The 24,360-nt window shown below is 64.8% G+C and carries 24 protein-coding genes and 1 riboswitch; of the genes, 8 read left to right on the plus strand and 16 right to left on the minus strand.

What is annotated here, in order from left to right; all coding sequences use genetic code 11:
* Positions 1-34 precede the first annotated feature (34 nt).
* The 3 genes from AB7Z56_RS37815 to AB7Z56_RS37825 all read left to right on the plus strand — a co-directional run bounded on the left by AB7Z56_RS37815 (position 35) and on the right by AB7Z56_RS37825 (position 3,264).
* Positions 35-988: a ribose-phosphate pyrophosphokinase gene (locus AB7Z56_RS37815; protein ID WP_063986696.1), complete on the plus strand. Its 954-nt coding sequence runs from the start codon at positions 35-37 to the stop codon at positions 986-988.
* A gap of 216 nt (positions 989-1,204) precedes the next feature.
* Positions 1,205-2,233 (plus strand): putative zinc-binding metallopeptidase, encoded by a 1,029-nt coding sequence (locus AB7Z56_RS37820; protein ID WP_063985560.1) that lies wholly within the window; start codon positions 1,205-1,207, stop codon positions 2,231-2,233.
* Complete coding sequence (locus AB7Z56_RS37825; protein ID WP_063985561.1) at positions 2,230-3,264, plus strand: D-alanine--D-alanine ligase family protein; 1,035 nt, start codon at positions 2,230-2,232, stop codon at positions 3,262-3,264. Before AB7Z56_RS37820 ends, AB7Z56_RS37825 begins: the two co-directional genes overlap by 4 nt.
* 114 nt (positions 3,265-3,378) lie before the next feature.
* Here the strand turns inward: AB7Z56_RS37825 and AB7Z56_RS37830 are convergent, their stop codons facing one another.
* The 9 genes from AB7Z56_RS37830 to AB7Z56_RS37870 all read right to left on the minus strand — a co-directional run bounded on the left by AB7Z56_RS37830 (position 3,379) and on the right by AB7Z56_RS37870 (position 12,937).
* On the minus strand, positions 3,379-3,837 hold the full coding sequence (locus AB7Z56_RS37830; RefSeq protein ID WP_063985562.1) for an SRPBCC family protein: 459 nt from the start codon (positions 3,835-3,837) through the stop codon (positions 3,379-3,381).
* Between the two features lie 10 nt (positions 3,838-3,847).
* Positions 3,848-4,687 (minus strand): XdhC family protein, encoded by an 840-nt coding sequence (locus AB7Z56_RS37835; RefSeq protein WP_063985563.1) that lies wholly within the window; start codon positions 4,685-4,687, stop codon positions 3,848-3,850.
* A 10-nt stretch (positions 4,688-4,697) separates the two neighbouring features.
* Entirely contained in the window at positions 4,698-5,906 is a 1,209-nt protein-coding gene (locus AB7Z56_RS37840) for a vWA domain-containing protein (RefSeq protein ID WP_063985564.1), read from the minus strand.
* On the minus strand, positions 5,903-6,769 hold the full coding sequence (locus AB7Z56_RS37845) for an AAA family ATPase (protein WP_063985565.1): 867 nt from the start codon (positions 6,767-6,769) through the stop codon (positions 5,903-5,905). The genes AB7Z56_RS37840 and AB7Z56_RS37845 overlap by 4 nt, the downstream gene beginning before the upstream one ends.
* A 153-nt stretch (positions 6,770-6,922) precedes the next feature.
* Positions 6,923-9,343: an aerobic carbon-monoxide dehydrogenase large subunit gene (locus tag AB7Z56_RS37850; RefSeq protein ID WP_063985566.1), complete on the minus strand. Its 2,421-nt coding sequence runs from the start codon at positions 9,341-9,343 to the stop codon at positions 6,923-6,925.
* Positions 9,340-9,840 carry a (2Fe-2S)-binding protein gene (locus AB7Z56_RS37855; protein WP_063985567.1) on the minus strand — a complete coding sequence of 167 codons (501 nt, stop codon included), beginning with the start codon at positions 9,838-9,840 and terminating at the stop codon, positions 9,340-9,342. Before AB7Z56_RS37855 ends, AB7Z56_RS37850 begins: the two co-directional genes overlap by 4 nt.
* A gap of 13 nt (positions 9,841-9,853) precedes the next feature.
* Positions 9,854-10,717, minus strand: a complete 864-nt coding sequence (locus tag AB7Z56_RS37860; RefSeq protein ID WP_283017728.1) for an FAD binding domain-containing protein — start codon at positions 10,715-10,717, stop codon at positions 9,854-9,856.
* A 359-nt stretch (positions 10,718-11,076) separates the two neighbouring features.
* Entirely contained in the window at positions 11,077-12,279 is a 1,203-nt protein-coding gene (locus AB7Z56_RS37865) for an MHYT domain-containing protein (protein ID WP_063986698.1), read from the minus strand.
* 100 nt (positions 12,280-12,379) lie between these two features.
* Positions 12,380-12,937, minus strand: a complete 558-nt coding sequence (locus tag AB7Z56_RS37870; RefSeq protein ID WP_063985568.1) for a 6,7-dimethyl-8-ribityllumazine synthase — start codon at positions 12,935-12,937, stop codon at positions 12,380-12,382.
* 74 nt (positions 12,938-13,011) lie between these two features.
* Positions 13,012-13,187, minus strand: a riboswitch (FMN riboswitch).
* Positions 13,188-13,574: 387 nt separating this feature from the next.
* Here AB7Z56_RS37870 and AB7Z56_RS37875 point away from each other — a divergent pair.
* Both AB7Z56_RS37875 and proC read left to right on the plus strand, forming a co-directional pair.
* Entirely contained in the window at positions 13,575-14,075 is a 501-nt protein-coding gene (locus AB7Z56_RS37875; RefSeq protein WP_028151553.1) for a YbjN domain-containing protein, read from the plus strand.
* A 191-nt stretch (positions 14,076-14,266) separates the two neighbouring features.
* Positions 14,267-15,103, plus strand: coding sequence for a pyrroline-5-carboxylate reductase (proC, locus tag AB7Z56_RS37880; RefSeq protein WP_231143637.1), 837 nt, complete (start codon positions 14,267-14,269; stop codon positions 15,101-15,103).
* 150 nt (positions 15,104-15,253) lie between these two features.
* On the opposite strand, the gene AB7Z56_RS37885 is transcribed toward proC, so the two are convergent.
* The 5 genes from AB7Z56_RS37885 to AB7Z56_RS37905 form a co-directional block, all read right to left on the minus strand.
* Positions 15,254-15,646 carry a thioesterase family protein gene (locus AB7Z56_RS37885; RefSeq protein WP_063985570.1) on the minus strand — a complete coding sequence of 131 codons (393 nt, stop codon included), beginning with the start codon at positions 15,644-15,646 and terminating at the stop codon, positions 15,254-15,256.
* A gap of 206 nt (positions 15,647-15,852) precedes the next feature.
* Complete coding sequence (locus AB7Z56_RS37890; protein ID WP_071909549.1) at positions 15,853-16,101, minus strand: tautomerase family protein; 249 nt, start codon at positions 16,099-16,101, stop codon at positions 15,853-15,855.
* 55 nt (positions 16,102-16,156) lie between these two features.
* Positions 16,157-17,677: a histidine--tRNA ligase gene (gene hisS / locus AB7Z56_RS37895; RefSeq protein ID WP_063985571.1), complete on the minus strand. Its 1,521-nt coding sequence runs from the start codon at positions 17,675-17,677 to the stop codon at positions 16,157-16,159.
* Positions 17,678-17,761: 84 nt separating this feature from the next.
* Positions 17,762-18,286: a YegJ family protein gene (locus AB7Z56_RS37900; protein ID WP_063986699.1), complete on the minus strand. Its 525-nt coding sequence runs from the start codon at positions 18,284-18,286 to the stop codon at positions 17,762-17,764.
* A gap of 138 nt (positions 18,287-18,424) precedes the next feature.
* Positions 18,425-19,507: a branched-chain amino acid aminotransferase gene (locus tag AB7Z56_RS37905; RefSeq protein WP_063985572.1), complete on the minus strand. Its 1,083-nt coding sequence runs from the start codon at positions 19,505-19,507 to the stop codon at positions 18,425-18,427.
* Between the two features lie 336 nt (positions 19,508-19,843).
* Here AB7Z56_RS37905 and AB7Z56_RS37910 point away from each other — a divergent pair, with 336 nt between their 5' ends.
* Genes AB7Z56_RS37910 through AB7Z56_RS37920 form a run of 3 tightly spaced genes read left to right on the plus strand, consistent with a single transcriptional unit; the run spans position 19,844 to position 22,521 of the window.
* Positions 19,844-20,386: a MarR family winged helix-turn-helix transcriptional regulator gene (locus tag AB7Z56_RS37910; RefSeq protein ID WP_063985573.1), complete on the plus strand. Its 543-nt coding sequence runs from the start codon at positions 19,844-19,846 to the stop codon at positions 20,384-20,386.
* A complete protein-coding gene (locus AB7Z56_RS37915; protein WP_028169830.1) occupies positions 20,383-21,114 on the plus strand; it encodes a response regulator in 732 nt (243 codons plus the stop codon). The genes AB7Z56_RS37910 and AB7Z56_RS37915 overlap by 4 nt, the downstream gene beginning before the upstream one ends.
* Positions 21,115-21,132: 18 nt before the next feature.
* The gene (locus AB7Z56_RS37920; protein WP_063985574.1) at positions 21,133-22,521 is read left to right on the plus strand and encodes an ATP-binding protein; all 1,389 of its coding nucleotides are present in this window, start codon (positions 21,133-21,135) and stop codon (positions 22,519-22,521) included.
* A gap of 129 nt (positions 22,522-22,650) precedes the next feature.
* Here AB7Z56_RS37920 and AB7Z56_RS37925 read toward each other — a convergent pair whose 3' ends face one another.
* Positions 22,651-23,610 carry an IS5 family transposase gene (locus tag AB7Z56_RS37925; protein WP_166348444.1) on the minus strand — a complete coding sequence of 320 codons (960 nt, stop codon included), beginning with the start codon at positions 23,608-23,610 and terminating at the stop codon, positions 22,651-22,653.
* Positions 23,611-23,815: 205 nt separating this feature from the next.
* Positions 23,816-24,346 (minus strand): DUF3617 domain-containing protein, encoded by a 531-nt coding sequence (locus AB7Z56_RS37930; RefSeq protein ID WP_063985575.1) that lies wholly within the window; start codon positions 24,344-24,346, stop codon positions 23,816-23,818.
* Between the last annotated feature and the right edge of the window lie 14 nt (positions 24,347-24,360).

Genomic DNA, 24,360 nt, shown 5'->3' on the forward strand with positions numbered 1-24,360 from the left:
CGTCGTATCCAGCAAAGCGCGGGAGGAAGCGTCCATGTCGGCCAAGAACGGCTCCATCAAGCTTGTCGCCGGCAACTCAAACCCGGCCCTCGCGCAGGCGATCGCGCAAGGCCTCGACCTGCCGCTAACCAAGGCGGTGGTACGGCGCTTCGCCGACATGGAGATCTTCGTCGAGATCCAGGAGAACGTCCGTGGCTCGGATGCCTTCGTCATCCAGTCGACCTCGTTCCCCGCCAACGACCATCTGATGGAACTGCTGATCATCACCGATGCGCTGCGCCGCTCCTCGGCACGCCGCATCACCGCGGTGCTGCCCTATTTCGGCTACGCCCGGCAGGACCGCAAATCGGGTTCGCGCACGCCGATCTCGGCCAAGCTCGTCGCCAACCTGATCACGCAGGCCGGCGTCGACCGCGTCATGACGCTCGACCTGCATGCCGGCCAGATCCAGGGCTTCTTCGACATCCCGACCGACAATCTCTACGCGGCGCCGCTGATGGTGCGCGACATCAAGGACAAGTTCGACCTCTCCAAGACGATGGTGATCTCGCCCGACGTCGGCGGCGTGGCGCGCGCACGTGGCCTTGCCAAGCGCATCAACACCCCGCTCGCGATCGTCGACAAGCGCCGCGAGAGGGCGGGCGAATCCGAGGTCATGAACGTGATCGGCGACGTCGCCGGCTACACCTGCATCCTGATCGACGACATCGTGGACTCCGGCGGCACGCTGGTGAACGCAGCCGACGCGCTGATCGCCAAGGGCGCCAAGGACGTCTACGCCTACATCACCCACGGCGTGCTCTCCGGCGGCGCGGCCGCCCGCATCGCGGGCTCGAAGCTGAGGGAGCTCGTGATCACCGACTCGATTCTGCCGACGGAGGCGGTGACCAAGGCTCCGAACATCCGCACGCTTCCGATCGCCAGCCTGATCTCGGACGCCATCGCGCGCACCGCGGCGGAAGAGTCGGTGTCGAGCCTGTTCGACTAGGTTAAGTTTCGCGATGCCATAGGGTGGGCTAAGGCGCGACGCGCCACGCTCACCTTTTTCTTTGGCACGCGGACGGTGGGCACGCTGCGCTTTGCCCACCCTACGATCTCGTGCACTGACGCCCCACAGCCCCCCTCGCAAACCCCACGGGTTGTTGCCGGCTGCGGCCCATGACATCATCCGGATACTGAGCCATCTTTGCCCTCTGGATGCCTGATGCCACGCCGGAAATTTGCCTGGGAGAAGCTGTCGGATGACGAGTTGCTCAAGCAGCGCCTCTCCAGCCTGAGGGTTACGGTCAAAGGCACCTGGCTCGAGGACTGCGTCAGCACGCTCCATGAGGAGCTCGAAGAGCGGGGCATCCGGCTGCGACCGCACACATGGATCTCGAGCGAATGGTTCAGTCCGGGCGATGTGCCGGGCATCGCCATCCCCTTCTATCTCGCCCATCCCCGTCTGATGAAGCTCGAGAAGAAGATGATGTTCGACGTCGAGGGCGGAACCTGGCGCGAGTGCATGGGTATCCTCCGTCACGAGGCCGGCCATGCCGTGCAGCACGGCTATCAGCTGCAGCGCCGCCGGCGCTGGCAGCAGCTGTTCGGCCCGTCGTCGAAACACTACCCGCGCTACTACCGGCCCAATCCTGCCAGCAGGCGCTACGTCCAGCACCTCCGGCTGTGGTACGCGCAAAGCCATCCGGATGAAGACTTCGCCGAGACCTTCGCGGTGTGGCTGCGCCCACGCTCGAACTGGCGGACGCGATATGCCGGATGGCCGGCGCTGAAGAAGCTCGAATATGTCGACGAGCTGATGCACGAGATTGCGGGAAAGCGGCCGCTGATCACGACGCGGGAGCGTGTCGATACGCTGGGCCGGCTCAGCCAGACGCTCGAAGACCACTACAAGAAGAAGCAGGCGTTCTACGCCTTCACAGCGCCGAAGACCTACGACCGCGACCTCTCCAGGCTGTTTTCAGCCGATCCACGGCATCACCGCTCAAAGCCGGCTTCGGCCCTGATCAGGCGTCACCGCGCGCAGATCAGGCAGCTGGTCGCGCGGTGGACGGGCGAGAACCAGCTCACGCTCGATGCCGTGCTCGATGATATGATCTCCCGCTGCCGTGAGCTCGATCTGCGCGCCGTCGGCCCCGAACAGAAGCTCGTTCTCGATTTCACCGTCCTCGTGACCGCCAAGACGATGCACGCGCTGTTTGGCCCGTCTCGGCGCAAATGGATCGCGCTATGAGACGCTCACGCATTCTGGTGCTGATGCATCCGGACTTCATGCCTCCGGACTCCTCCGACGGATACACGCCGCAGGAAATCAACAACTGGAAGACGGAATACGACGTGGTGAGCACCTTGCGTGCGGCCGGCCACGAGGTTCGCGCCCTCGGTGCGCAGGACGAGATCAAGCCGATCCGCGAGGCGATCGAAGAATTCAAGCCGCACGTGGTCTTCACGCTGCTCGAGGAATTCCACAACAACGTCGCCTACGACCAGCACATCGCCAGCTATCTCGAGCTGATGAAAGTCCCTTATACCGGGTGCAATCCGCGCGGCCTGATCCTGGCGCGCGGCAAGGATTTGTCCAAGACGCTGGTGCATCACCGCCGGATCGCAGCGCCGGCCTTCGCCGTCTTCCCGATGCGCCGCAAGGTGAAGCGCCCGACGCGCCTTGCGCTGCCGCTGATCGTCAAGAGCCTGAACATGGACGGGTCCTTCGGCATCTCGCAGGCCTCGATCGTCGATACCGACGAGAAGCTCGTGGAGCGCGTCGCCTTCATCCACGAGCGGGTCGAATCCGCCGCCATCGCCGAGCAGTTCATCGAGGGGCGAGAGCTTTATGTCGGCGTGCTCGGCAACAACCGGCTGCGCGTCCTGCCGGTTTGGGAACTGAAATTCGGCAGCATGGGCGGGCGCAGATCACGGCACATCGCCACGGAGAAAGCCAAGCACGACACCGACTATCAGGAGAAGCTCGGCATCGTCGACGGGCCGGCGAAGGACCTTGCGCCCGAAGTCACCGCGCGCATCCAGCGCGCCGCGAAGCGCATCTACCGGGCGCTTGGCCTCGACGGCTATGCGCGCATCGATTTTCGTCTCGCCGCCGACGGCACGCCGTATTTCATCGAGGCCAATCCCAACCCCGAGATCGCCAAGAGCCAGGAGTTCGCCACGGCGGCCCAACATGCCGGACTCAAATATCCGGATCTCCTGCAGCGCATCCTGACGCTGGGGATCAGCCGGGCCAAGGCGGGGGTGTCGCTGGGGTGATGGCGGCTTGCGCAACTATCGTAGGGTGGGCAAAGGCGCAAAGCGCCGTGCCCACGTTCTTTGTTTGCGATAGAGAATGGTGGGCACGCTTACGCTTTGCCCACCCTACGAGACCTATTGCGCCTCGACCTTCGCGCTCACCACGTCCGCAAATGACTTGAAGAACTCCCCCGCCAGCTTCGTCGCGGTCGAATTGATCAACCGCGCTCCCAACTGCGCGAGCTTGCCGCCGATCTGCGCATCGACTTCGTAATGCAACACTGTCACGTCGGCACTCTCGGATTCCAGCCGCACCAGCGCGCCGCCCTTGGCGAAGCCGGCGACGCCGCCGGAGCCCTCGCCCGAGATGCGATAGGAGTTGGGCGGATCGAAATCGGACAGCGTCACCTTACCGCTGAACGTCGCCTTCACCGGGCCGACCTTGAAGACCACCGTCGCCGTCATCTCGTTCGGGGCGGTCACCTCGAGCGACTGGCAGCCGGGGATGCACTGCTTCAGCACAGCGGGATCGTTCAGCGCCGCCCACACCTGCTCGCGTGAGGCGGGAATTCGCTGGCTGTCGTTCATCTGCATGATCGGTGTCTCACTCTCTGCTTGCTGTTTGATTGGCCGCGCGCTGGCCACGCCGTCGTTCCCTTGTGATCTCCGCGAGGATCGACATTGCGATCTCCTCCGGCGTGATCGCGCCGAGATCGAGGCCGGCCGGCGCCTTGAAATCATCGATCGCGGCGGCATTGGCGCCTTCCGCGAGAAGCTTGGCGCGCAACGAAGCCATCTTGCGGCGGCTGCCGACGAAGGCGTGGTAGTCGGCTTTGGTCGCGACCGCGGCACGCAAGGCGGCTTCATCACCCTTGCCTTGCGTCGAGACCACGACGAAGCGCTTAGCGTCGTTGAGCTCGCCGAGGTGATAACCATCGATGACTGCATCGGCATCCGGCTGCGCCGTGCGATCGGTGGCGGGTGCAGCCAGCGTGACGTGATAACCGAGCACGCGCGCCTGCGCCGCAAGTGACAGCGCCACCGGGCTTGCCCCGAGAATGACAAGCGAGGGATGCGGCAGCACCGGCTCGACGAAGATGTCCATCGTGCCCTTGCTCGGGCACATGTTGCTGGCGAAGCGAATGCCGTCGCGGCTCTCGCCTGCGCTGACGCCCAGCTCGGCCAGAAGGTTCTCCGGCTGCACCGAGACCATCCGCGGCTCGCCATCGGCGAGCGCCTCGCGCGCCGCCTTCAGCACCGCGCCCTTGGCGCAGCCCCCGCCGATCCAACCCGCGACGATGGTGCCGTCGGCGGCGATGATCGCCTTGGCGCCAGCCTTCGCCGCGGTCACCGACACCGTGCGCACCACCGTCGCGAGCACGAAGGCGCGCTCGGCCGCCTTCATCTGCGCAATGAGATCGAGTACTTCGACATGGGCGATCATCGGCGTATCCTCAGAGCTTCGCCAAATAGGGTTCGAGCGCGCGCAGGCTTTGCAGCGAATTCGCGGGCGCATAGAGATCGACATGCGGCAACGCAGCTCTTATGCCCCGCGCTTCGGGCGTGTAGCCCTCCCACGCCATCATCGGGTTGAGCCAGACGATGCGGCGACAGCGCCGGTGCAACGCCGCCATCTCGCGGCCAAGCAATGCGGCATCCCCGGTCTCGTAGCCGTCGGACACGATCATCACGCAGCTGCGGGAATGGATCACGCGCGCGGCGTGCCAGCGATTGAAGGTTTGCAAGCACTCGCCGATCCTGGTGCCGCCACCCGCGCCTTGCGCCATGATCGAGAGCCGGTCGAGCGCGCGGCCGGCATCCTTCTCCTTCATCGCATCGGAGACATAGGCGAGCCGCGTGTGGAACAGGAACGCCTCGGCCTCGCGGAACTGGTCGAGCACACCGTGGATGAAGCGCAGGAAGACTGACGTGTACATGCTCATCGATCCCGAGGCATCGAGCAGCACGACGAGCCGCAACGGCTTGTCCTTGCGCTGGCGTTTCACCAGGCTGATAGGAACGCCGCCATGGCTGATGTTGCGATGAATGGTGCGGCGGAGATCAAGCCGGTAGCCGCGCCGGCGCGCGAGATCGCGCCGGGTCAGCCGCGTGCGCATTGCCTTGGCGAGCGCTGCTGCGGCCTCATGGGCCTGCGCGACCTGATCTGGATCGCTCAGCTTTCGGAAATCGACCTCGGCAAGATTGTCGGCGCGTGAAGCACCTTCCATGCGGCCCTCGCCGGAGCGGCCTTCCGGCGCGTCGTCGGAGGACGGAAGCTGGTCGACGGCGGACTGGTTACTGCCCTGCTCCGCCGCCTTTTCTTGCAAGCTTTTCAGCGAAGGATTGCTGGCGCCCGGCGCGGATCCAATCGTGCGGGAACGCGAGCGCACACGCTTCCCGAGCCAGAATGCATCGAACAGCCCGTCGAACTTGTCCCAGTCGGATTTGCGTGCCGAGAACAGGTGCTTGAACGCCGCGCGCAGCAGGTTCGGCCGGGCCGCATAGCCCGATGACATCAGCGTCGCCGCATCCTGCCCCTCGGCAAGCCCGACGCGAAAGCCGGCCTCGCGCAGCGTGCGCAGGAACGCCGCAAGCTTCGCGGAGACGAGGCGCGAGACCTCGTTGAGGTCATCATATCCGGGGCTGGAGCCACAGCAGCTCATGCGACCTTTCCCAGCAGGCGCTGCGTCACCTCTGGCGTGACACGGGCGCGGTCTTCGTGAGTCTTCAACAGGCAGACGAGCGTCTCATGCACAGTCTCGGGTGCGTCGTGAAGATTGGTTACGTCGAGGCCGACGAGAGCTGCCGCCCAATCCAGCGTCTCCGCCACGCCCGGGACTTTTCGCAGTTCCTCCTTGCGCACACCCTCGACCATGCGCGCGATCTGGAGCGACAGCGACGGGCTGGCGCCCATGACGCGCGTCAGGATGATGCGAGTCTCGCGGTCGACGTCGGGATATTCGACATAGTGATAGAGGCAGCGCCGGCGCAACGCGTCGGACAGTTCGCGCGTGCCGTTCGAGGTCAGCACGACATGCGGGATCGTGACGGCCGCGATCGTGCCGAGCTCGGGGATCGAGACCTGGAAGTCGGACAGCAATTCCAGCAGGAAGGCCTCGAACTCGTCGTCGGCCCGGTCGATCTCGTCGATCAGCAGCACCGGCGCCCTCGGCCGGCGGATCGCGGCGAGCAAGGGGCGCTCGAGCAGGTATTTTTCCGAGAACACCTGGTCCTCGATGCTATCGCTGCCACGATGGGCCTGGATCGCCAGCAATTGGCGCTGGTAATTCCACTCGTAGAGCGCGGAGGACTGATCGAGGCCCTCGTAGCATTGCAGCCGGATCAGCTCGGTCGCGTGCACTTTTGCAAGTGCTTTCGCCACTTCCGTCTTGCCGACGCCCGCTTCGCCTTCGAGCAGCAGCGGACGCCGCAACAATTGCATCAGCGAGATCGCGGTCGCAAGGTCCGCATCGGCGATATAGCCCGATGCGGCCAAGGCTTGCGCGATCTCGTCTCGATTCTTCATTGGTCCTCGAACTAAATGCCGCACGTTCCGTGGCCTTCATGGTTCGAGACGCGCGAAGACGCGCTCCTCACCATGAGGGTCTATGACCTCATCCTGAGGAGCGGCGCGTACGCCGCGTCTCGAAGGATGAAGGCCCGGCTTTCGCCAATCACCCTACGCCACCGCGCCCAGATCCTTCGCCGCCTTCCAGTTGCGCCAGAAATCATGCGGCATCTGGATGTGCGTGGAGCCTAAGAACGAGAACGCGTCGTTGACGGCGTTGGAGAAGGCCGGCACGCCGCCGACATTCGGGCTTTCGCCGACGCCCTTGGCGCCGATCGGGTGATGCGGCGACGGGGTGACAGTGAAGTCGGTCTCCCAATGCGGCGTCTCCACCGCGGTCGGCATGAAGAAGTCCATGAACGAGCCGGTGACGACGTTGCCGACCTCGTCGTAGCGGATCTCCTGGCCCATCGCGATGGCGAAAGCTTCGGTGAGGCCGCCATGCACCTGACCCTCGATGATCATCGGGTTGATGCGGGTGCCGCAATCGTCGAGCGCGTAGAAGCGCCGGACCTTGTACACGCCGGTATCGACATCGATGTCCATCACGCAGAGATAGGCGCCGAACGGATAGGTCATGTTGGGCGGATCGTAATAGCTGACCGCCTCCAGCCCGGGCTCCATGCCTGGCGGCACCGAGTTGTACGCCGCCCAGCAGATGTCCTTCATCGACATGAACTTCTCCGGCAGGCCCTTCACCCGGAAACCGTCGATGTCGAATTCGAGATCGTCCTCGTGGACCTCGAGCTTGTAGGCCGCGATCATCTGCGCCTTGGCCTTGATTTTTCGCGCAGCCATCGCGATCGCCGCGCCCGCCACCGGCGTCGAGCGCGAACCGTAGGTGCCGAGCCCGTAGGGCGCGGTGTCGGTGTTGCCCTCCTCCACCATGATGTTGTCGGCGGGAATGCCGATCTCGGTCGCGATGATCTGGGCCCAGGTGGTCTCGTGACCCTGGCCCTGGCTCTTGGTGCCCATGCGCGCGATGCCCGCACCGGTCGGATGCATGCGGATCTCGCAGGAATCGAACATGGCGATGCCGAGGATGTCGCAGTTCTTCGACGGGCCAGCACCGACGATCTCGGTGAAGAAGGAGATGCCGAGCCCCATGATCTCGCGGGTCTCCCCCCGCGCGAACGCGGCACGCTTCTCCGCCTGCTCCTTCCGGAGCGCGGCGTAGCCGGTCGTCTCCATCATCTTGCGCATGGCGGTGTGGTAGTCGCCGGAATCGTATTCCCAGCCGAGCGCCGAGTGATAGGGGAACTGCTCCGGCTTGATGAAGTTCTTCAGCCGGAGTTCAGCGGGGTCCATGTTGAGCTTCTGCGCCAGAATATCCATGGCGCGCTCGATGCAGTAGGCCGCCTCCGTGACGCGGAACGAGCAACGGTAGGCGACGCCGCCCGGCGCCTTGTTGGTGTAGACGCCATCGACAGCCAGATGTGCGGTCGGGAAGTCATAGGAGCCAGTGACGATGTTGAAGAAGCCGGCAGGCCATTTCGACGGGTCGGCGCAGGCGTCGAACGCACCGTGATCGGCGAGCACGTGGACACGAAGGCCGGTGACCTTGCCGTCCTTGGTCGCGGCGATCTCGGTGGTCATGTGATAGTCGCGCGCGAACGAGGTCGCGGTGAGGTTCTCGATGCGGTCCTCGACCCATTTCACCGGCTTGCCGGTGACGATGGAGGCCACCGCCGCACAGATATAACCGGGATAGGCGCCGACCTTGTTGCCGAAACCGCCGCCGATGTCGGGCGCGATGACGTGGATCTTGTGCTCCGGAATTTTTGCGATCAGCGCCACCACGGTGCGGATCACGTGCGGGGCCTGGAACGTGCCGTAAATCGTCAGCTCGCCCTTGAACTTGTCGAAGGAGCAGACGCACTGGCAGGTCTCCAGCGGCGATGGATGGGTGCGGTGGTAGGAGATCATCTCCTTGATCTTGACCTCGGCCTTGTTGAAGGCCGCGTCGGTCAATTCCTTGTCGCCGACGGTCCACTCGAAGATGTGGTTGTCGTGCTTGCGCGGACCATGCGCGCCGGACATCTTGCCGACGAGATCCTCGCGCAGCACCGGCGCATCCTTGTCCATCGCCTTGAAGGGATCGACCAGCGGAGGCAGCGGCTCGTATTCGACGACAACCGCGTTGATGCCGTCATCCGCCGCATAGCGGTCGGTGGCGACAACGAAGGCGACCTCCTGATTCTGAAACAGCACCTTGCCGTCGGCCAGAACCATCTGCACGTCGCCGGCCAAGGTCGGCATCCAGGCGAGGTTCACGGTCTTCAGCGTCTCAGCGGTGATGACCGCGAGCACGCCGGGCACCTTTAGCGCCGCGCTGTCGTCGATCTTCTTGACGCGCGCATGCGGATGCGGCGAGCGGACGAAGTCGCCGTGCAGCATGCCGGGCAGCTTGACGTCGTCGACGTAATTGCCCTTGCCCTGGGTGAAGCGGATATCCTCGACGCGCTTGCGCTTGCAGCCCATGCCTTCGAGTGCGGCGGTGCGTTGTTCCCGCGTGGGAGTGAGGTCGTTCATTCTGCGGCCTCCTGGAATTCCACGCCGTTGATCTTTGCGGCGGCGTATTGAATGGCTTTGACGATGTTCTGGTAGCCGGTGCAGCGGCAGATGTTGCCGGAGATGCCCATGCGGATTTCCGGCTCGCTCGGCGAGGGATTTTCCTTCAGCAGCCGATGCGCGCGGACAATCATGCCGGGCGTGCAGAAGCCGCATTGCAGACCGTGCATCATGCGGAAACCTTCCTGGAGCGCCGAGAGCGTGCCGTCGGCATTGGCCATGCCTTCGATCGTGGTGATGTCACTGCCATCGGCCTGCACCGCAAACATGGTGCAGGACTTCACCGACATGCCGTCGATATCGACGGTGCAGGCGCCGCAATGCGTCGTCTCGCAGCCGATATGGGTGCCGGTCATCTGCAGATTCTCGCGGATGAAATGCACCAGCAGCGTGCGCGGCTCGACGAGGCCTTCGACCTCGGCGCCGTTCACCTTCATGGTGACGTGTGTTTTAGCCATCGATCCCTCTCCCTTACTTCGCGACAGCGGCGGCGCGCTGAAGCGCGCGCGTCACCATGATGCCGCCGACATGTTTTCGGTATTCGACCGGGCCGCGGGCATCCGCAGCTGGCGCCATGATCGCTGCGGCCGCAGCGGCGGCCTTCTTCAACGTCGCCGCATCGAGGCTGGTGCCAATCACGGCCTTGGCGGCATCGGCAGCCAGCAGCGGCGTCTCGTGGACGTTGGTGAGCCCGATCGCGCAGGTCGCGACCTTGCCACTCGCCATGGTGAGAACGACGGCGGCGGCGGCGGTGGCGTAGTCTCCGACCTTGCGCTTGAGTTTTTCGTAGGCGTAGCCGTGGCCGGCCGCGGGCACGGGAACCGAGACGGAGGTCAGGATCTCGCCCGGCTCGAGCGCGGTGAAATAGGCGCCCTGATAGAAGTCGGCCGCCGCGACGTCGCGGGAGCCACCCGGGCCTTCGAGGCGATAGGTTGCCCCCAAGGTCATCATCAGCGCCGGCATGTCGTTGCCGGGATCGCCATTGGCGACATTGCCGCCGATCGTGCCGCGGTAGCGCACCTGCGGGTCGGCGATCAGCAGTGCCGCTTCATGCAGGATCGGCATCGACTTGGCAACGTCGTCCGAGACCAGCAGCTCGTGCTGGGTGGTCATCGCGCCGATGACCAGATTGTTGCCGTCGCGGCTGATGCCCTTGAGGGCGGCGATGCCGTGCAGGTCGATCAGATGGGCGGGGGTGGCGAGCCGAAGCTTCATCATCGGCACCAGGCTATGCCCGCCGGCCAGAGGCCGGGCATCCTCGCCGAGGTCTGACAATAGCTTGACGGCATCGGCGACACACGCCGGCCGGTGATAGCTGAATGAGCCTGGGATCATCATCTCCTCCTCGTCGTCCTTTGCGCGTGACGGCGCGGACGTTGAGGGGAGGCTCACTCCGAGAGGGGCGCGCCGCAATCATTCGGGCACGGAACAGCGGATTTCGCACGAGTTGCGGCGGGGAACGCACGAATTGCGTCAGGGGTAGCGACGTATGGCGGCGGCCACTTACCCTCCCCTGGAGGGGGAGGGTCGACCGCGCGAAGCGCCGGCGGGGTGGGGTGATCTCTCCACTCGGGCAGTATTCATCGCGGAGGGACCGTCACGCCACCCCGCTCCGCATTACGCTCCGCTCCATGCGAAGCGACCCTCCCCCACCAGGGGGGTAAGAAAGAACGCGCCTCCCGTGCGGCCCGACTCTACGCGTGCCGCCGGTTCGCTAGCCCCAACCTTGCCTTCACCTCGGCTATCTTGGCACGGCTGACCGGGACCCGATGCGGCGACGGACCGTCGAGCTCGAGCACGGCGCCATCCCCCTCTTTGCGGACCAATGCGACATGGGGGATGGCAACGATATGGCTGCGGTGCACCCGGAGGAACAGCGAGGGATCGAGCTGCGCCTCGGCCTCCGAGATCGACCAGGGGCACATTCGCTCGCGGGTGCCGTCGTGAACACGGGTGTAGTGCGCATCGGCCCGGACGCTGCGGACATTGGCTGTCTCGATGAAGTGCGTGCCGTCGGCGCTCTCGACCGGCAATCGGGGAACCGGCGCGCGGGGCGGCTGGCCGAGACCGCCGAGGGGTGCCACCGGGCGCGGAGCTGCAGCCGGCGCAGCGATCAGTTCGATGGCGGCCACCGCGACCGGCGAAGCAACCGGTTCGGCGGCAACAGAGGTCGAAGTCTGACGCCGCTGGTCGGGAACCAGCGACAGCAGGAAGCCGGCTGCGATGACGAAGCACAGCACCGCAACGATGATCGACAAGATTTGTTGCGACGCGGCAAGACCGCCGCCGGCGTGGTGATGCGCCGCACCGGTCAGCGGCTCGAAATGCATACCCAGCATCGCCGTGTAATGCATGCCGGAGACGGCGACGCCAAAAACAATCGAGCTGACGATCAGCCGGACGCCCTCCTGCTGCGCCAGGAAGGCGCGCAGGCCGCCATAGGCCGTGACGATTGCGACCACGACCGAGAGCAGCACCATGGTCCGGTCGTGGACGATAATGAAATGACCGGCGAGGCCGTGGATGCCGACATAATGCATGCTGGCGATGCCGACGCCGAGCAAAACGGCCGACGAGGCCACTCGCTTCAGGGATGGCTCGCCGATCGAGACAAAGAACAAGGAGATGCCGACCACCAGCGCGCAGATCAGGAACGAGATGATGGTGGGAAGAACGAGATAGACCGTGTCCGGCGGCAGCGGCGCAGCCAGCATGCCGACGAAATGCATGGTCCAGATGCCGACGGCCAGAAACGCGGCCGCACCCGCGAGCAGAACGCGGTTGCTGACGCCGGGCGTGTTGCGGATGCGAGCAGCAAGCGCAAAGCCGGTATAGCCACCCAGACTCGCGACCGCCACAGAGAGCGCGACGAGATAGGGATCGTGTCCTTCGAACATGATCTTGTCGGCCGTCCGTCTCCACGGCACGGCCTCCTCCCGCCGCCGACTTTATAGGGACGGCGACGGGATTGACAATCAGCGGCGTGTGAGCGGACGGCTACACAATGCCCGCCGCGACCTGGCCGCGCAGGCGCTCCAGGCCGAGCAACGTCTCGGCGCAGGCTGCGGCGACCTCGACGCCCTTGATCGCAAAATGCCTGCGGAAGAAATCGTAATGCACCTCGGTCTCGTGGAATTGCTGCGGCGTCAGCACCGCTGAGAACACCGGCACCTCGGTGCGCAGCTGCACGTCCATCAGCGCCTTGATGACGGTGTCGGCGACGAACTCGTGTCGGTAGATGCCGCCATCGACAACGAGGCCCGCCGCGACGATCGCGGTGTAGCGCCGCGTCTTGGCGAGGATCTGCGCATGCAGCGGGATCTCGAACGAGCCCGGCACCTCGAACACGTCGACATGATTGAGGTGACGCGCGGCCGCCTCCTTCACGAAGGCGATGCGGGCCTCCTCGACCACGTCGTGATGCCAGCAGGCCTGCACGAAGGCCACCCGCTGCGGTTTCGCGAAGCGCGGATGCTCGGGTGCCGGATCCTGCGGAACCGGCGGTTGGGTGACTTCGGAAGTTTCGGTTTGGGGGTCTTGCAACATCTGATTCATGGCTTTCCTTCAAAGGACCAGAATCAGGGCACACGGAACGACAAGCAGCCGCACCTTGCGATGCGTCTGCCACCGACCGTTCTCTTTCATCCGGACTTTAACCGTCGGCTTCGGAGTTGCACCGAATCTGCTGACCCTTCCCTTCGGCAAAATTCCTTTTCAGGAAGATTCCTGGGGGAAGGCGCTCGCGGGCTTGGGCCTTGCGACCCTTACCGCCGGTGGGGACTTTCACCCCGCCCTGAGAACATCGGCCGCCCGGGATGAACGGCCTGACCGGAAATATGACGCCGCCCGGCGGCCGCAGCAAGCGCGTTCCGCATGAAAAACCGCATGGTCCCATGCCGCCATGACGGGTGTGCCCTCGCCCGGCGGAATTAACGATTGGCGCGCCATCGGCGAATCCGATTCCGATTTGTTCTCATTCGTTAAGAATTGTGGCGGAGATGAGCTGTGGACGAACGAGTCCTGGCTTGTGGACGGACTCGGCAGCCAGTTGCGCAGATTCCGCAAATCACATCACTTGATCCGCGACAGGCTCGCGCTGATCCGAGGGGATCGCGACAGCGACGTTGAGGGAGCGCGCCGGGCCGACCGCGTGCGTATCAAAGACAACAAAAAGGCAAGAGGTCGAGACGGAATGTCCCTGCTCGAAGGCACTATCGATTCCAGAAATCACCCGCTCGCGGTGGTCGAGGACATCGCTGCCAGCAACAACTGGCCGTTCGAACGCTCCGGCGAAGACGAGCTCACGATTGTCTCCAAGGGACAATGGACCGACTATCAGATCTCCTTCACCTGGATGGGTGAGATCGAGGCGCTGCATCTGGCTTGCGCCTTCGACATGAAGATTCCGGTTGCGCGGCGGGGCGAAGTGCAACGTCTCGTCGCTGCGGTCAACGAGCAATTGTGGGTCGGCCATTTCGACCTGTGGACCAACACCGGCATGATCATGCACCGCCAGGCCCTGGTGCTGCCGGGCGGGCTCACCGCCTCGACCGCGCAATGCGAGGCCATGCTCGCCGGGGCCATCCATGCCTGCGAGCGCTACTTTCCCGCGTTCCAGTTCGTGGTGTGGGCCGGTAAGACCACCGCGCAGGCGATGGACGCGGCGATGTTCGACACGGTCGGAGAGGCGTAAGGCCTCTCTCCAAGATGGTGAGGGGCGCGCGCCCCCTCCTCAGCATCGTGCCGGACAAGCGGGGCGCAGATCCGGACCCTTACCGCGCGAGTTCTCCGTATCGCGCGATGCTTGTTGCTCCGCCCTCCATCCACTAGAACCGCCTGTGGTTATGGGTCCCGGCCTTCGCCGGGACGACACCTTTGTTTGTGGTGACCACAGTGGCAGACAGCAGCACTCTCAAGAACATCACCGGCACCATCCTCCTCGCCGGCGCCGGCAAGATGGGCGGCGCGATGCTGACCGGATGGCTTGCGGGCGGGCTCGACCCGCGCCGCGTCGCGGTGATCGATCCGCACATTTCATCTGAGATCACCGCTCTTGCCGCCAACGGCGTTGCGCTCAATCCCGATGTCAAGGCCGCCGGCACAGTCGAGACACTGGTCGTCGCGGTGAAGCCGCAGATGTTCCGCGAGGCCGGCGCCAAGCTGAAGCAGTTCGTCTCGGAGAAAACATCGGTGGTCTCGATCATGGCGGGAACCACGATCGCATCGCTCGAAGAGGTCTGCGGCGGTGCCGTGGTGCGCGCGATGCCGAACACGCCGGCCGCGATCGGTCGCGGCATCACGGTCGCCGTCGCGGCGAAGAACGTCAGCACCACGCAGCGCGCGGTAGCCGATGCGCTGCTGCGTGCCACCGGCTCGGTCGAATGGGTCGAGGATGAAGGCCTGATGGATGCGGTCACCGCGGTGTCCGGCTCAGGCCCGGCCTATGTGTTCCTGCTCGCCGAAGAGCTCGCGCGCGCCGGCGTCGAGGCCGGACTGCCCGAAGCGCTGGCGACGAAGCTTGCACGCGAAACCGTCGCCGGCTCTGGTGAACTTCTGCATCAGTCGGAGCTTCCCTCCAGCACGCTGCGCCAGAACGTCACCTCGCCCGGCGGCACCACCGCCGCAGCACTCGGCGTGCTGATGGGCGAGCCGGGCCTGCGCGATCTGATGATCAGCGCGATCGCGGCCGCGACGAAGCGGTCGAAGGAGCTGGCGAAATAGCGAGGTGTCGTAGGGTGGGCAAAGCGGCTTGTCCGCCGAAGCTCGACGAGCGAAGGCGGAAGCGTGCCCACCAACTTCGTTCGCGATCCCGAAAGATGGTGGGCACGGCGCTTCGCGCCTTTGCCCACCCTACGACATTCGCGCTCGCCGCTACGCCCCCAGCCGCTTGTTGAACATCTCGACATTCACAAGCCCGCGCGCATGGCGGCCCTCGCCGAGCCTGCGCGTGCCCTCGAACGCCTCGACCTCGAAGCGGATGACGCGGCGCTCGACCGCGACCACCTTCGCGGTGGTCCGCACCGTCGCGCCGACGAGAGCGGCTGCGAGATGGCGGATGTCGACCTCGGTGCCGACAGTGACCCAGCCCGGCTGAAGCGCGGCGCGGATCGCATCGCCCGACGTCATCTCCATCTCCAGGATCATCATCGGCGTCGCATAGACCATGGGCATGCCGGGCACGAAATGCCCGACCGTGCGCTCAGCCGGCACCACCAGCGTGCGCTCGGCGCTCATGCCGACCTTGATGAAGTCGCGTGCGTCCATGGGGGCCTCAAACTCCGCTGTCGTCCCGGACAAGCGCAGCGAAGCGGAGCGCTGGTCCGGGACCCATAACCACAGGGAGTAGTTTGGCGAAGACTCCGAGTTACCAGCTCGCCAAATAACCACTGCCTGTGGTTATGGGTCCCCGCTTTCGTGCGCAATTGCGCACTCGGCGGGGACGACAGTAGAGACTGCCGATATAGCGCTGGCTATTTCTTCGCAGCCGCCGCGCGCTCCACAAAGGTCTTGCCGCCCTTCATCTTGTGACGGAGCGGGGCTTCGTTGATCTGGATGACGACGGCATCGGCATCGACGCCGAGATTCTTCACCAGGGCCTGGGTGATGTCGCGCATCATGCCGGCCTTCTGCTCGTCGGTGCGGCCTTCGGCCATGCTGACGGTAATCTCAGGCATCGTTCTCTCCCTTGCGGCCGAACACCGGCCATTGACGGTCGCCATCAAACAAGACGTGGATGCCTGGGACAAGCCCGGGCGTGACGGCCTTCCGGAATGGCTATCCCCACTTTACGTCATGGCGGCCCAGGACTTCGCGCACCTTGGCGACGAGGTCGGCTTCGCTGCACGAGAACTGCGCCGGACGGCTCTCGCGCCACTCCTGGTTGGAGGCGATGGCGGCAGCGGCCTTGGCGCCTTCGATCAGATCCTTGATCTGCAGCTCGCCGCGCGCCTTTTCATCCGAGCCCTGGATGATCACGCAAGGTGAGTTGCGGCGGTCGGCATATTTGAGCTGGTTGCCCATGTTCTTGGGATTGCCGAGATAGAGCTCGGCGCGGATGCCGGCAGCGCGCAAGGACGCCACCATTTTCTGATAGTCCGCGACGCGGTCGCGATCGAACACGGTGACGACGACGGGGCCGAATTCGGGCCGCGTGTCGAGCTTGCCGAGCAGCGTCAGCGCGGCCTGGAGCCTGGACACGCCGATCGAGAACCCGGTCGCCGGCACTGGCTCACCGCGGAAGCGCGAAACGAGTCCGTCGTAACGTCCGCCGCCGCCGACGGAGCCGAACCGCACGGGCCGGCCCTTCTCGTCCTTGGTCTCGAGCAGCAGTTCAACCTCATAGACGGGGCCGGTGTAATATTCGAGGCCGCGCACGACGGAGGGATCGATTTTGATGCGGTCCGCGCCATAACCCGACGCTGTCACCAGCTTGGCAATCTCTTCCAGCTCGCTCACGCCGGCCTGACCAATCTCGCTCTTGGCGAGGTAAGTTTCCGCCGCGGCGACGGCCTCTTTCCAATCGTCGCGCGGTTTGGTGATGGCGAGAACGACGTCGGCCTCAGCTTCGCTCAAATTGGCGCCTTTCGTGAAGTCGCCCTTGCCTTCTTCGCCGCCATCCCATCGTCCGGGACCGAGCAGCTTGCGCACTTCGTCGGCGGAAAACTTGTCGAGCTTGTCGATCGCGCGCAGCACAGTCAGTCTGCGCGCGGCATTCTCGTCACCGCCGAGCCCGATGGCTTCCAGAACGCCGTCGAGCACTTTGCGGTTGTTGACCTTCACGACATAGGAGCCGCGCGCAATACCGAGCGCCTCCATCGTGTCCGCGGCCATCATGCAGATCTCGGCATCCGCCGCCGGCGTCGCCGAGCCGACCGTGTCGGCATCGAACTGCATGAACTGGCGGAAGCGGCCGGGGCCGGGCTTCTCGTTGCGGAACACGTAGCCGACGCGGTAGCTGCGGTAGGGCAGGACCAGACCGTCGGTGCCGTATCGCTCGCCGACATAGCGGGCGAGTGGCGCGGTCAAATCGTAGCGCAAGCTGATCCACTGCTCGTCATCGTCCTGGAACGAGAACACGCCCTCGTTCGGACGGTCCTGGTCGGGCAGGAACTTGCCGAGCGCATCGGTGTATTCCATCGCCGGCGTTTCCACGGGCTCGAACCCGTAGAGCTCGTAGACGGCGCGGATCTTCTCGACCATCTCGCGCGTCGCCCGGATCGCGGTGGGGTCGCGATCCTCGAGCCCGCGCGGCAGGCGCGCCTTCAGTTTCTGGGGTTTTTTGGGTTTCTCGGCCATGCGCGGCGTTTACCAGCCGACGCGCGGTGCGGCAACCGAAGTTCGCTTTACCTCGCCCCGCTTGCGGGGAGAGGGGAAGAGAATCTACGGCTGCTCCATCCGCGCCCTCAGGGCATCGGCGTCCGCCTTTGGCAGCGACTTCAGCGTCGGCTTGATGGTTTCGCCGCCGACGATCTTGCCGTTGCGCATGAACATCCAGTCTGAAATGTCGGCTTCGCTGAACTTGACCGCGTCGCCGGCCCGCTTGCCCGGCAGATCGCGCGGCTCGTTGGCGAAGAGGCCCGAATAGGTACCGTTCGGCAGCTTCTTCACGTCGCCGATCCAGATATGCTCTCCGCCCCTGCGGGTCGAAAAGCGCACCTTCAAGGCGTGCCCGGTCTCCGACGGCTTTGGCGCGTCATAGGACGCCCAGAAGGTGGGAAGCGTGCCGCGAGCGCGCGCGATCGCGGTGTTCATCTCGGGATCGGTGGTGCGCACGTCGACGATCGGCGAGCGGTCTTGTGCGACGACCTCCGGCATGGGCCCGATGGTCAGGATGCCGAGAACGCTGACGCCGGTGATTGCGGCGAGAACGACCCATTTCATGGGCTGGGAGAGTTTTGTTGCCATGTTCGCGATGTCCAGGATGCTTCGATGTCTCCTGGCTTTGTCGCGTGTCGGCAGCAGCACGTTCAGTGCGCAATAAGCCACAAACGTTGCGCGTTTCCCCTCTCCCTTGTGCGAGAGGGGAAACGTAATCGCCGTCGATCAAAACACCTTGCGGATCCAGTTGTGCGGATCGTTGGTGCGGCCGTACTGGATGTCGATGAGCTGCTTGCGCAGGCCTGTGGCGACGGGGCCGGCGGCGCCGCCGCTGATCTCGAAATCGCCGCTCACCGAGCGCACCTTGCCGATCGGCGAGATCACGGCAGCGGTGCCGCAGGCGAACGCTTCCTTCAGCTTGCCGCTCGCCGCATCCTTGCGCCACTGGTCGAGCGAGTACGGCTCCTCGCGCACCGTCTTGCCGGCATCCTTCGCGAGCGCGATGATGGAGTCGCGGGTGATGCCGGGCAGGATCGTGCCGAGCGGCGGCGTCGAGAGCGAGCCGTCCTCGAACACGAAGAAGACGTTCATGCCGCCGAGCTCCTCGATGTAGCGGCGCTCGACCGCGTCGAGGAAGACGACCTGATCGCAACCGTGCTGGATCGCTTCGGCCTGCGCACGCAGGCTCGCGGCATAATTGCCGCCGCACTTGACGGCGCCGGTGCCGCCGATCGCGGCACGGGTGTAGTTCTCCGAGACCCAGATCGAGACCGGCGCAGGTCCGCCCTTGAAATAGGAGCCAACCGGCGAAGCGATCACCGCGAAGATGTATTCGGACGACGGCTTGACGCCGAGGAAGGTCTCGCTCGCGATCATGAAGGGGCGCAGATAAAGGCTGCCCTCGCCGCCCGGCATCCAGGCGCGATCGATGCGCACGACCTGCTCGACCGCCTCGATGAAGACGTCCTCGGGCAGCTGCGCCATCGCCATGCGGTCGGCGGAGTCCTTGAAGCGCCGCGCATTGGCGTCGGGGCGGAACAGGTTCACGCCGCCGTCGTCACGCTTGTAGGCCTTGAGGCCTTCGAAGATTTCCTGCGCGTAGTGCAGGACCGCGCCGGCCGGATCGAGCTGGAAGTTGGCGCGCGCCTCGATGCGTGCTTCGTACCAGCCGCCCTTGGCCTGGTTGTAGCGGACGATCGCCATGTGATCGGTGAAAACCCGACCGAAGCCGGGATCCACCAGCTTGGCGACGCGGTCCTTCTCGGATGTCGGATTGGATGCGGGCTGGATGTCGAATTTCATACTCATGTCCTTGCCTCCCGCTGCCGGTAGCGGCGCTGTTCTGGCGCCCGCCTGCCCTGTTTGGGCCCGGCTGGCTTGATTAGGTTGTGGCTGGACCGCCGCCAGCCTTGTTACGGCCGGTTTCCGTGGCCAGCATGTCGCCGAGGACATGCTTTTGCGGAAGGCGGAAGTCCAGTATGTTTTGCCGAAATGCCGCTCGACAATCGCACGGTAGATCTGCTTCGGCCGTCGCCGCCTGTCCGGCTCTCTCCGGCCGCTCCTAGAACTGCCACCCGACGCGAAGCGATCTAAAATTTCGTGCGGGCTGATCGTTTTGTAACATTGAACCCAAGATACGTCAATATGCCTGACATAAATTTCGCAACTCCCTCTCAAGACGCAGCCGAGCCGCGGCCGGCCGCAGGCGATGGAGGCAATTTGCGCTGGGATATCATCGAACTGCTGTTCTTCGCCTATCGTGATTTCGTCGGCGATCCCGACCAGGAGCTGGAGGCTTTCGGCTTCGGCCGGGCCCACCACCGGGTCATGCATTTCGTCTATCGTTATCCCGGCCTCAAGGTCGCCGACCTGCTCGATGTCCTGCGCATCACCAAGCAGTCGCTCGGCCGCGTGCTCAAGCAGCTCCTGGACGAGGGCTATATCGTGCAGAAGACCGGCGACAATGACCGCCGCCAGCGCCTGCTCTACGCGACGCCGAAGGGCGAGGCGCTGGTGCAGAAGCTCGCCGGGCTCCAGACCACGCGGATCACCAAGGCGCTCGCCGAGCTGGCGCCGCAGGATGCCGATACCGTCAAGCGTTTCCTGCGCGCGATGATCGACCGCGACGATCCGGACAAGGTGCTGGAGACGATCTTCGCCAACGTCAATCAGGACGGAAAGGAGTGAACGTGCCGTTCGCTGCCACGCTCGCCCGCCCGCCGGTAGAACCGGCCGACGATGCGCCGCATCTGCTGCTGGTCGACGACGACCGCCGCATCCGCGATCTGTTGTCGCGCTTCCTCGCCAGCGAAGGTTATCGCGTCACCACCGCCGCAAGCGCCGGCGATGCACGCTCGAAGCTCATGGGCCTGCATTTCGATCTCCTGATCCTCGACGTCATGATGCCCGGCGAGACCGGCTTCGATCTCGCCCGCTTCATCCGGACCTCATCCTCGGTGCCGATCGTGATGCTGACGGCGCGGCACGAGGCCGAAGCCCGCATCGAGGGCCTGCAGATCGGGGCCGACGATTACGTGGCAAAACCGTTCGAGCCGCGCGAGCTTGCGCTGCGCATCAACAACATCCTCAAGCGCGCCGCACCGCCGCCGCAAACCGCCGCGGTGGAGAAGATCGCGTTCGGCCCTTACGTCTACCATCTCGATCGCGGCGAGCTGCGCCAGGGCGAGGAAGTCATTCACCTCACCGACCGCGAGCGCGAGATGCTGCGGATTCTCTCGGAGACCCCGGGCGAGACCGTGCCGCGCAGCGCGCTCACCGGCAATGGCAGCGTCAACGAGCGCGCCGTCGACGTGCAGATCAACCGCCTCAGGCGCAAGATCGAGACCGACCCCGCCAATCCGCTGTTCCTCCAGGCGGTGCGCGGCATCGGCTACCGCCTGGTGGCCTCGCCATAAAGCAGTGAAGCGCGACCGATGAGCACGATCGATACCGGCCTGACGCTGTTGAAGAGCGCCGCCGGCCGCGTCTCTGCCGCCAATGGCTGGATGGGCAACGCGTTCAAGGGCTGGATGCCGACCGGCCTCTATGCGCGCGCGCTCCTCATCATGATCGTACCGATGGTGATCCTGCAATCGGTCGTCGCCTTCGTGTTCATGGAGCGGCACTGGAACACGGTGACGCGCCGCCTGTCGGCTGCCGTCGTGCAGGACATCGCCGCGCTGATCGACGTCTACAAGGGCTATCCGCAGGACAAGGACCGCAACGAGATCCGCCGCATCGCCCAGCAGCGCCTCGGCCTCGTGGTGGACTTCCTGCCTGCCGGTGACATGCCGCCGCCGGGGCCAAAGCCGTTCTTCTCGCTGCTCGACCAGACGCTGTCGGTGCAACTCGGCCGCCAGATCGGACGCTCGTTCTGGATCGACACCGTCGGCCGCTCCAACCTCGTCGAGATCCGCATCCAGCTCGACGATGCCGTGATGCGCGTGTTCGCGCAGCGTAGCGCCGCCTATGCCTCGAACTCGGAGATCTTCCTGTTCTGGATGGTCGGCACGTCCTCGATCCTCCTGATCGTCGCGGTGCTGTTCCTACGCAACCAGATCAAACCGATCCTGCGGCTGGCGGACGCCGCCGAAAGTTTCGGCAAGGGCCGCGAGGCGCCGAACTTCAGGCCGCGCGGCGCGCGCGAGGTACGGCGCGCGGCGGTCGCCTTCCTCGAGATGAAGTCACGCATCGAGCGCACGATGGAGCAGCGCACCGCGATGCTAGCCGGCGTCAGCCACGATCTGCGCACCATCCTGACCCGGTTCAAGCTCGAGCTGGCGCTGATTGGCGACAACCCAGAGCTCGAAGGCATGCGCAAGGACGTCGACGAGATGTCGATGATGCTGGAGGACTACCTTGCATTTGCCCGCGGCGATTCCGGCGAGCAATCGCAGCCGACCGACATGGCGCAGGCGCTCGAGGAACTGCGCAGCGACGCCGAGCGCCACGGCCACACCGCGACCGTCGCGTTCCACGGCCTGCCCGTGGTGACCGTGAAGCCGGCCTCGTTCAAGCGCTGCCTCGCCAACCTCGTCACCAACGCGGCGCGCTACGGCAAGAGCATCGCCATCAGCGGCCAGCGCGATCACCGTTATTTGACCGTCACGGTCGAGGACGACGGCCCCGGCATTCCCGCGCACTTGCGCGAAGAGGTGTTCAAGCCGTTCCTCCGTCTCGACAACGCCCGCAACCAGGACGAAGGCGGCACGGGCTTGGGGCTAGCCATCGCCCGCGACATCGCGCGCTCGCATGGCGGCGACATCACCCTCGGCGACAGCCCGATGGGGGGATTAAGGGCGAGCGTCAGGATACCGGTGTAGCTTTGCTCTTCCTTCTCCCCTTGTGGGCCTGTTGCGTTATCGGCTTTTGAGGCTGAAGACGTCAGGAGAGAAGGCCTTGGTCCTGGCAATGCCTGCGAAGATCTGTAGTTGTTGCCCTCAGCGGGCAGCTCACGCGGCGATCGTGGCCCACCGCCTCATGTTGAAGGCGATTGAGGCGAGCAGAACTTGCCCGGTCGCCTTGATCAGACCGACGTAGCGGATGCAGGTCAGCCGCATGCGGCGTTTGAGAGTAGCGAAGGTGGTCTCGACCTGGGCTCGGCGGCGCGCGATGAGGAGGTTGTAGCGTTTGAGCCTCGGCGGCAACTCCGGGTGATGCCGGTTGGGCCGACGAGCAATGCGGGGTTTCTTGCCCTCCGCCTTCAGCCGGGCCCGTCGGGCATGGGTGTCGTAAGCCGCATCGGCCCACACCGCAGCTTCATCGCCGCGGATCAAAGCGTCCGCCGGTGTCGTGTCGTTGATGTTGGCCGGTGTGGTCAGTACCGTGCGGATCAAGCCGGATCCTTCGTCGACACCGACATGGGCCTTGTAACCGAACGTCGTGCCGCTCTTGCCTTGCCGCTTGGTGAAGCGGGCGTCGGGATCGTTTGAGGGGCGATCCTCCTTCGGAGGAGCCGACACCGCCTGGATCAAGGTCGCATCCAGCATCGTGCCGCGCTTGAGGATGACGCCGGCATTCTCAAGCTGACGATCCAGCTCACCAAACAGCTTCTCCAGCAGGCCTTGTTCGACAAGCTGGTTCCGAAAGCGGTTCAGGACCGTATGGTCGGGCGTCGCATCCTCAAGGCTCAAACCGACGAAGCGCTTGAACGACAACCGGTCGCCCAGTGCTTCCTCGAGTTCGCGCTCCGAAAGACCATACAGCGACTGCAACAGCACAGCACGAAACAGCACCAGCACCGGATAGCCTGGTCGACCGGGGCTCCCTTCATCCCGCAAATGGCCGATCAGCTTCTCGAACCGGTACCACTTGACCAGGCCAGCCAGCCGATCCAGCGCCGCATTGGCGCCGGCCCCCTTCGGCATCAGCGCTTCCACAAAGCTCGGCTGTCCCGTCCGCTTGACCGCCATCGCTACCCTCCAAGGCTTTGCCCTAGGGAATCACAATTGACGAATTACGCAACAGGCCCCTTGTGGGAGAAGGTGGCGCGAAGCGCCGGATGAGGGGTTGTTTCCGCGAATTCAGAAGTAAGAGAGTCACGCGCGGAGACCCCTCACCCGTCTCGCCGCTACGCGGCGAGCCACCCTCTCCCACAAGGGGAGAGGGAAGACAAACCTACTTCGGCAACAGCGCCTTCAGCTTGTCCATGTCGCGCACGTTCATCTTGAAGCCGCCGGGCATCACGATGTCACCGGGCTTCTGGTCGGGCTTGCAGGCCCCCAGCCACTTGGCTTCGAGCTGCATCGTGGTGTCGCGGCCTGCTGCGCCGGCGGCGCCGCCTTGCGCGTGCGACGAGGTCTTCACCGTATAGGCCGAGTTGAAATCGCCGGTGATCTCGGCATGCGAGGTCGTGCTGATGCCGGCGACGTTGCACTCGGAATCGCTGACATAGCCGGTCGCGGTCTTCTTGATGTCCTGCTTGGCGCAGATCTGCTTGGCCATCGGGGAGACGTTGTTGTTCATCTCCTTGTCGACGGTCTCGTCGGTGCAGTGCTGCATGGTCATCTCGGGCATGGGCGTGCCGGTCCTGACCATCTTCATTTCCCAGAGACCGGCCTTGCGCACCGGCAGATCGTCGGCGCTGGCGCTGCCTGCCGACACCACAAGACAAAGGGCCGAGCCGAGCAAAGCGAGCTTGCGCGTCATGTGGAAGCTCCCGA

Source organism: Bradyrhizobium sp. 482_C4_N1_8, from assembly GCF_052075965.1.
In the GTDB taxonomy this organism is placed as follows: Bacteria; Pseudomonadota; Alphaproteobacteria; order Rhizobiales; family Xanthobacteraceae; genus Bradyrhizobium; species Bradyrhizobium barranii.

Bases quoted from the DNA above. Each gene is read 5' to 3' on its own strand.
- AB7Z56_RS37885 (WP_063985570.1), bottom strand. From the start codon at position 15,646: ATGGACGCACGCGACTTCATCAAGGTCGGCATGAGCGCCGAGCGCACG.
- AB7Z56_RS37920 (WP_063985574.1), top strand. From the start codon at position 21,133: ATGAGCACGATCGATACCGGCCTGACGCTGTTGAAGAGCGCCGCCGGC.
- AB7Z56_RS37870 (WP_063985568.1), bottom strand. From the start codon at position 12,937: ATGAATCAGATGTTGCAAGACCCCCAAACCGAAACTTCCGAAGTCACC.
- AB7Z56_RS37855 (WP_063985567.1), bottom strand. From the start codon at position 9,840: ATGGCTAAAACACACGTCACCATGAAGGTGAACGGCGCCGAGGTCGAA.
- AB7Z56_RS37925 (WP_166348444.1), bottom strand. From the start codon at position 23,610: ATGGCGGTCAAGCGGACGGGACAGCCGAGCTTTGTGGAAGCGCTGATG.
- AB7Z56_RS37930 (WP_063985575.1), bottom strand. From the start codon at position 24,346: ATGACGCGCAAGCTCGCTTTGCTCGGCTCGGCCCTTTGTCTTGTGGTG.
- hisS (WP_063985571.1), bottom strand. From the start codon at position 17,677: ATGGCCGAGAAACCCAAAAAACCCCAGAAACTGAAGGCGCGCCTGCCG.
- AB7Z56_RS37860 (WP_283017728.1), bottom strand. From the start codon at position 10,717: ATGATCCCAGGCTCATTCAGCTATCACCGGCCGGCGTGTGTCGCCGAT.
- AB7Z56_RS37815 (WP_063986696.1), top strand. From the start codon at position 35: ATGTCGGCCAAGAACGGCTCCATCAAGCTTGTCGCCGGCAACTCAAAC.
- AB7Z56_RS37845 (WP_063985565.1), bottom strand. From the start codon at position 6,769: ATGAAGAATCGAGACGAGATCGCGCAAGCCTTGGCCGCATCGGGCTAT.
- AB7Z56_RS37835 (WP_063985563.1), bottom strand. From the start codon at position 4,687: ATGATCGCCCATGTCGAAGTACTCGATCTCATTGCGCAGATGAAGGCG.
- AB7Z56_RS37900 (WP_063986699.1), bottom strand. From the start codon at position 18,286: ATGGCAACAAAACTCTCCCAGCCCATGAAATGGGTCGTTCTCGCCGCA.
- AB7Z56_RS37875 (WP_028151553.1), top strand. From the start codon at position 13,575: ATGTCCCTGCTCGAAGGCACTATCGATTCCAGAAATCACCCGCTCGCG.
- AB7Z56_RS37905 (WP_063985572.1), bottom strand. From the start codon at position 19,507: ATGAGTATGAAATTCGACATCCAGCCCGCATCCAATCCGACATCCGAG.
- AB7Z56_RS37825 (WP_063985561.1), top strand. From the start codon at position 2,230: ATGAGACGCTCACGCATTCTGGTGCTGATGCATCCGGACTTCATGCCT.
- AB7Z56_RS37850 (WP_063985566.1), bottom strand. From the start codon at position 9,343: ATGAACGACCTCACTCCCACGCGGGAACAACGCACCGCCGCACTCGAA.
- AB7Z56_RS37890 (WP_071909549.1), bottom strand. From the start codon at position 16,101: ATGGCGACCGTCAATGGCCGGTGTTCGGCCGCAAGGGAGAGAACGATG.
- AB7Z56_RS37910 (WP_063985573.1), top strand. From the start codon at position 19,844: ATGCCTGACATAAATTTCGCAACTCCCTCTCAAGACGCAGCCGAGCCG.
- AB7Z56_RS37830 (WP_063985562.1), bottom strand. From the start codon at position 3,837: ATGCAGATGAACGACAGCCAGCGAATTCCCGCCTCACGCGAGCAGGTG.
- AB7Z56_RS37820 (WP_063985560.1), top strand. From the start codon at position 1,205: ATGCCACGCCGGAAATTTGCCTGGGAGAAGCTGTCGGATGACGAGTTG.
- AB7Z56_RS37840 (WP_063985564.1), bottom strand. From the start codon at position 5,906: ATGAGCTGCTGTGGCTCCAGCCCCGGATATGATGACCTCAACGAGGTC.
- AB7Z56_RS37865 (WP_063986698.1), bottom strand. From the start codon at position 12,279: ATGTTCGAAGGACACGATCCCTATCTCGTCGCGCTCTCTGTGGCGGTC.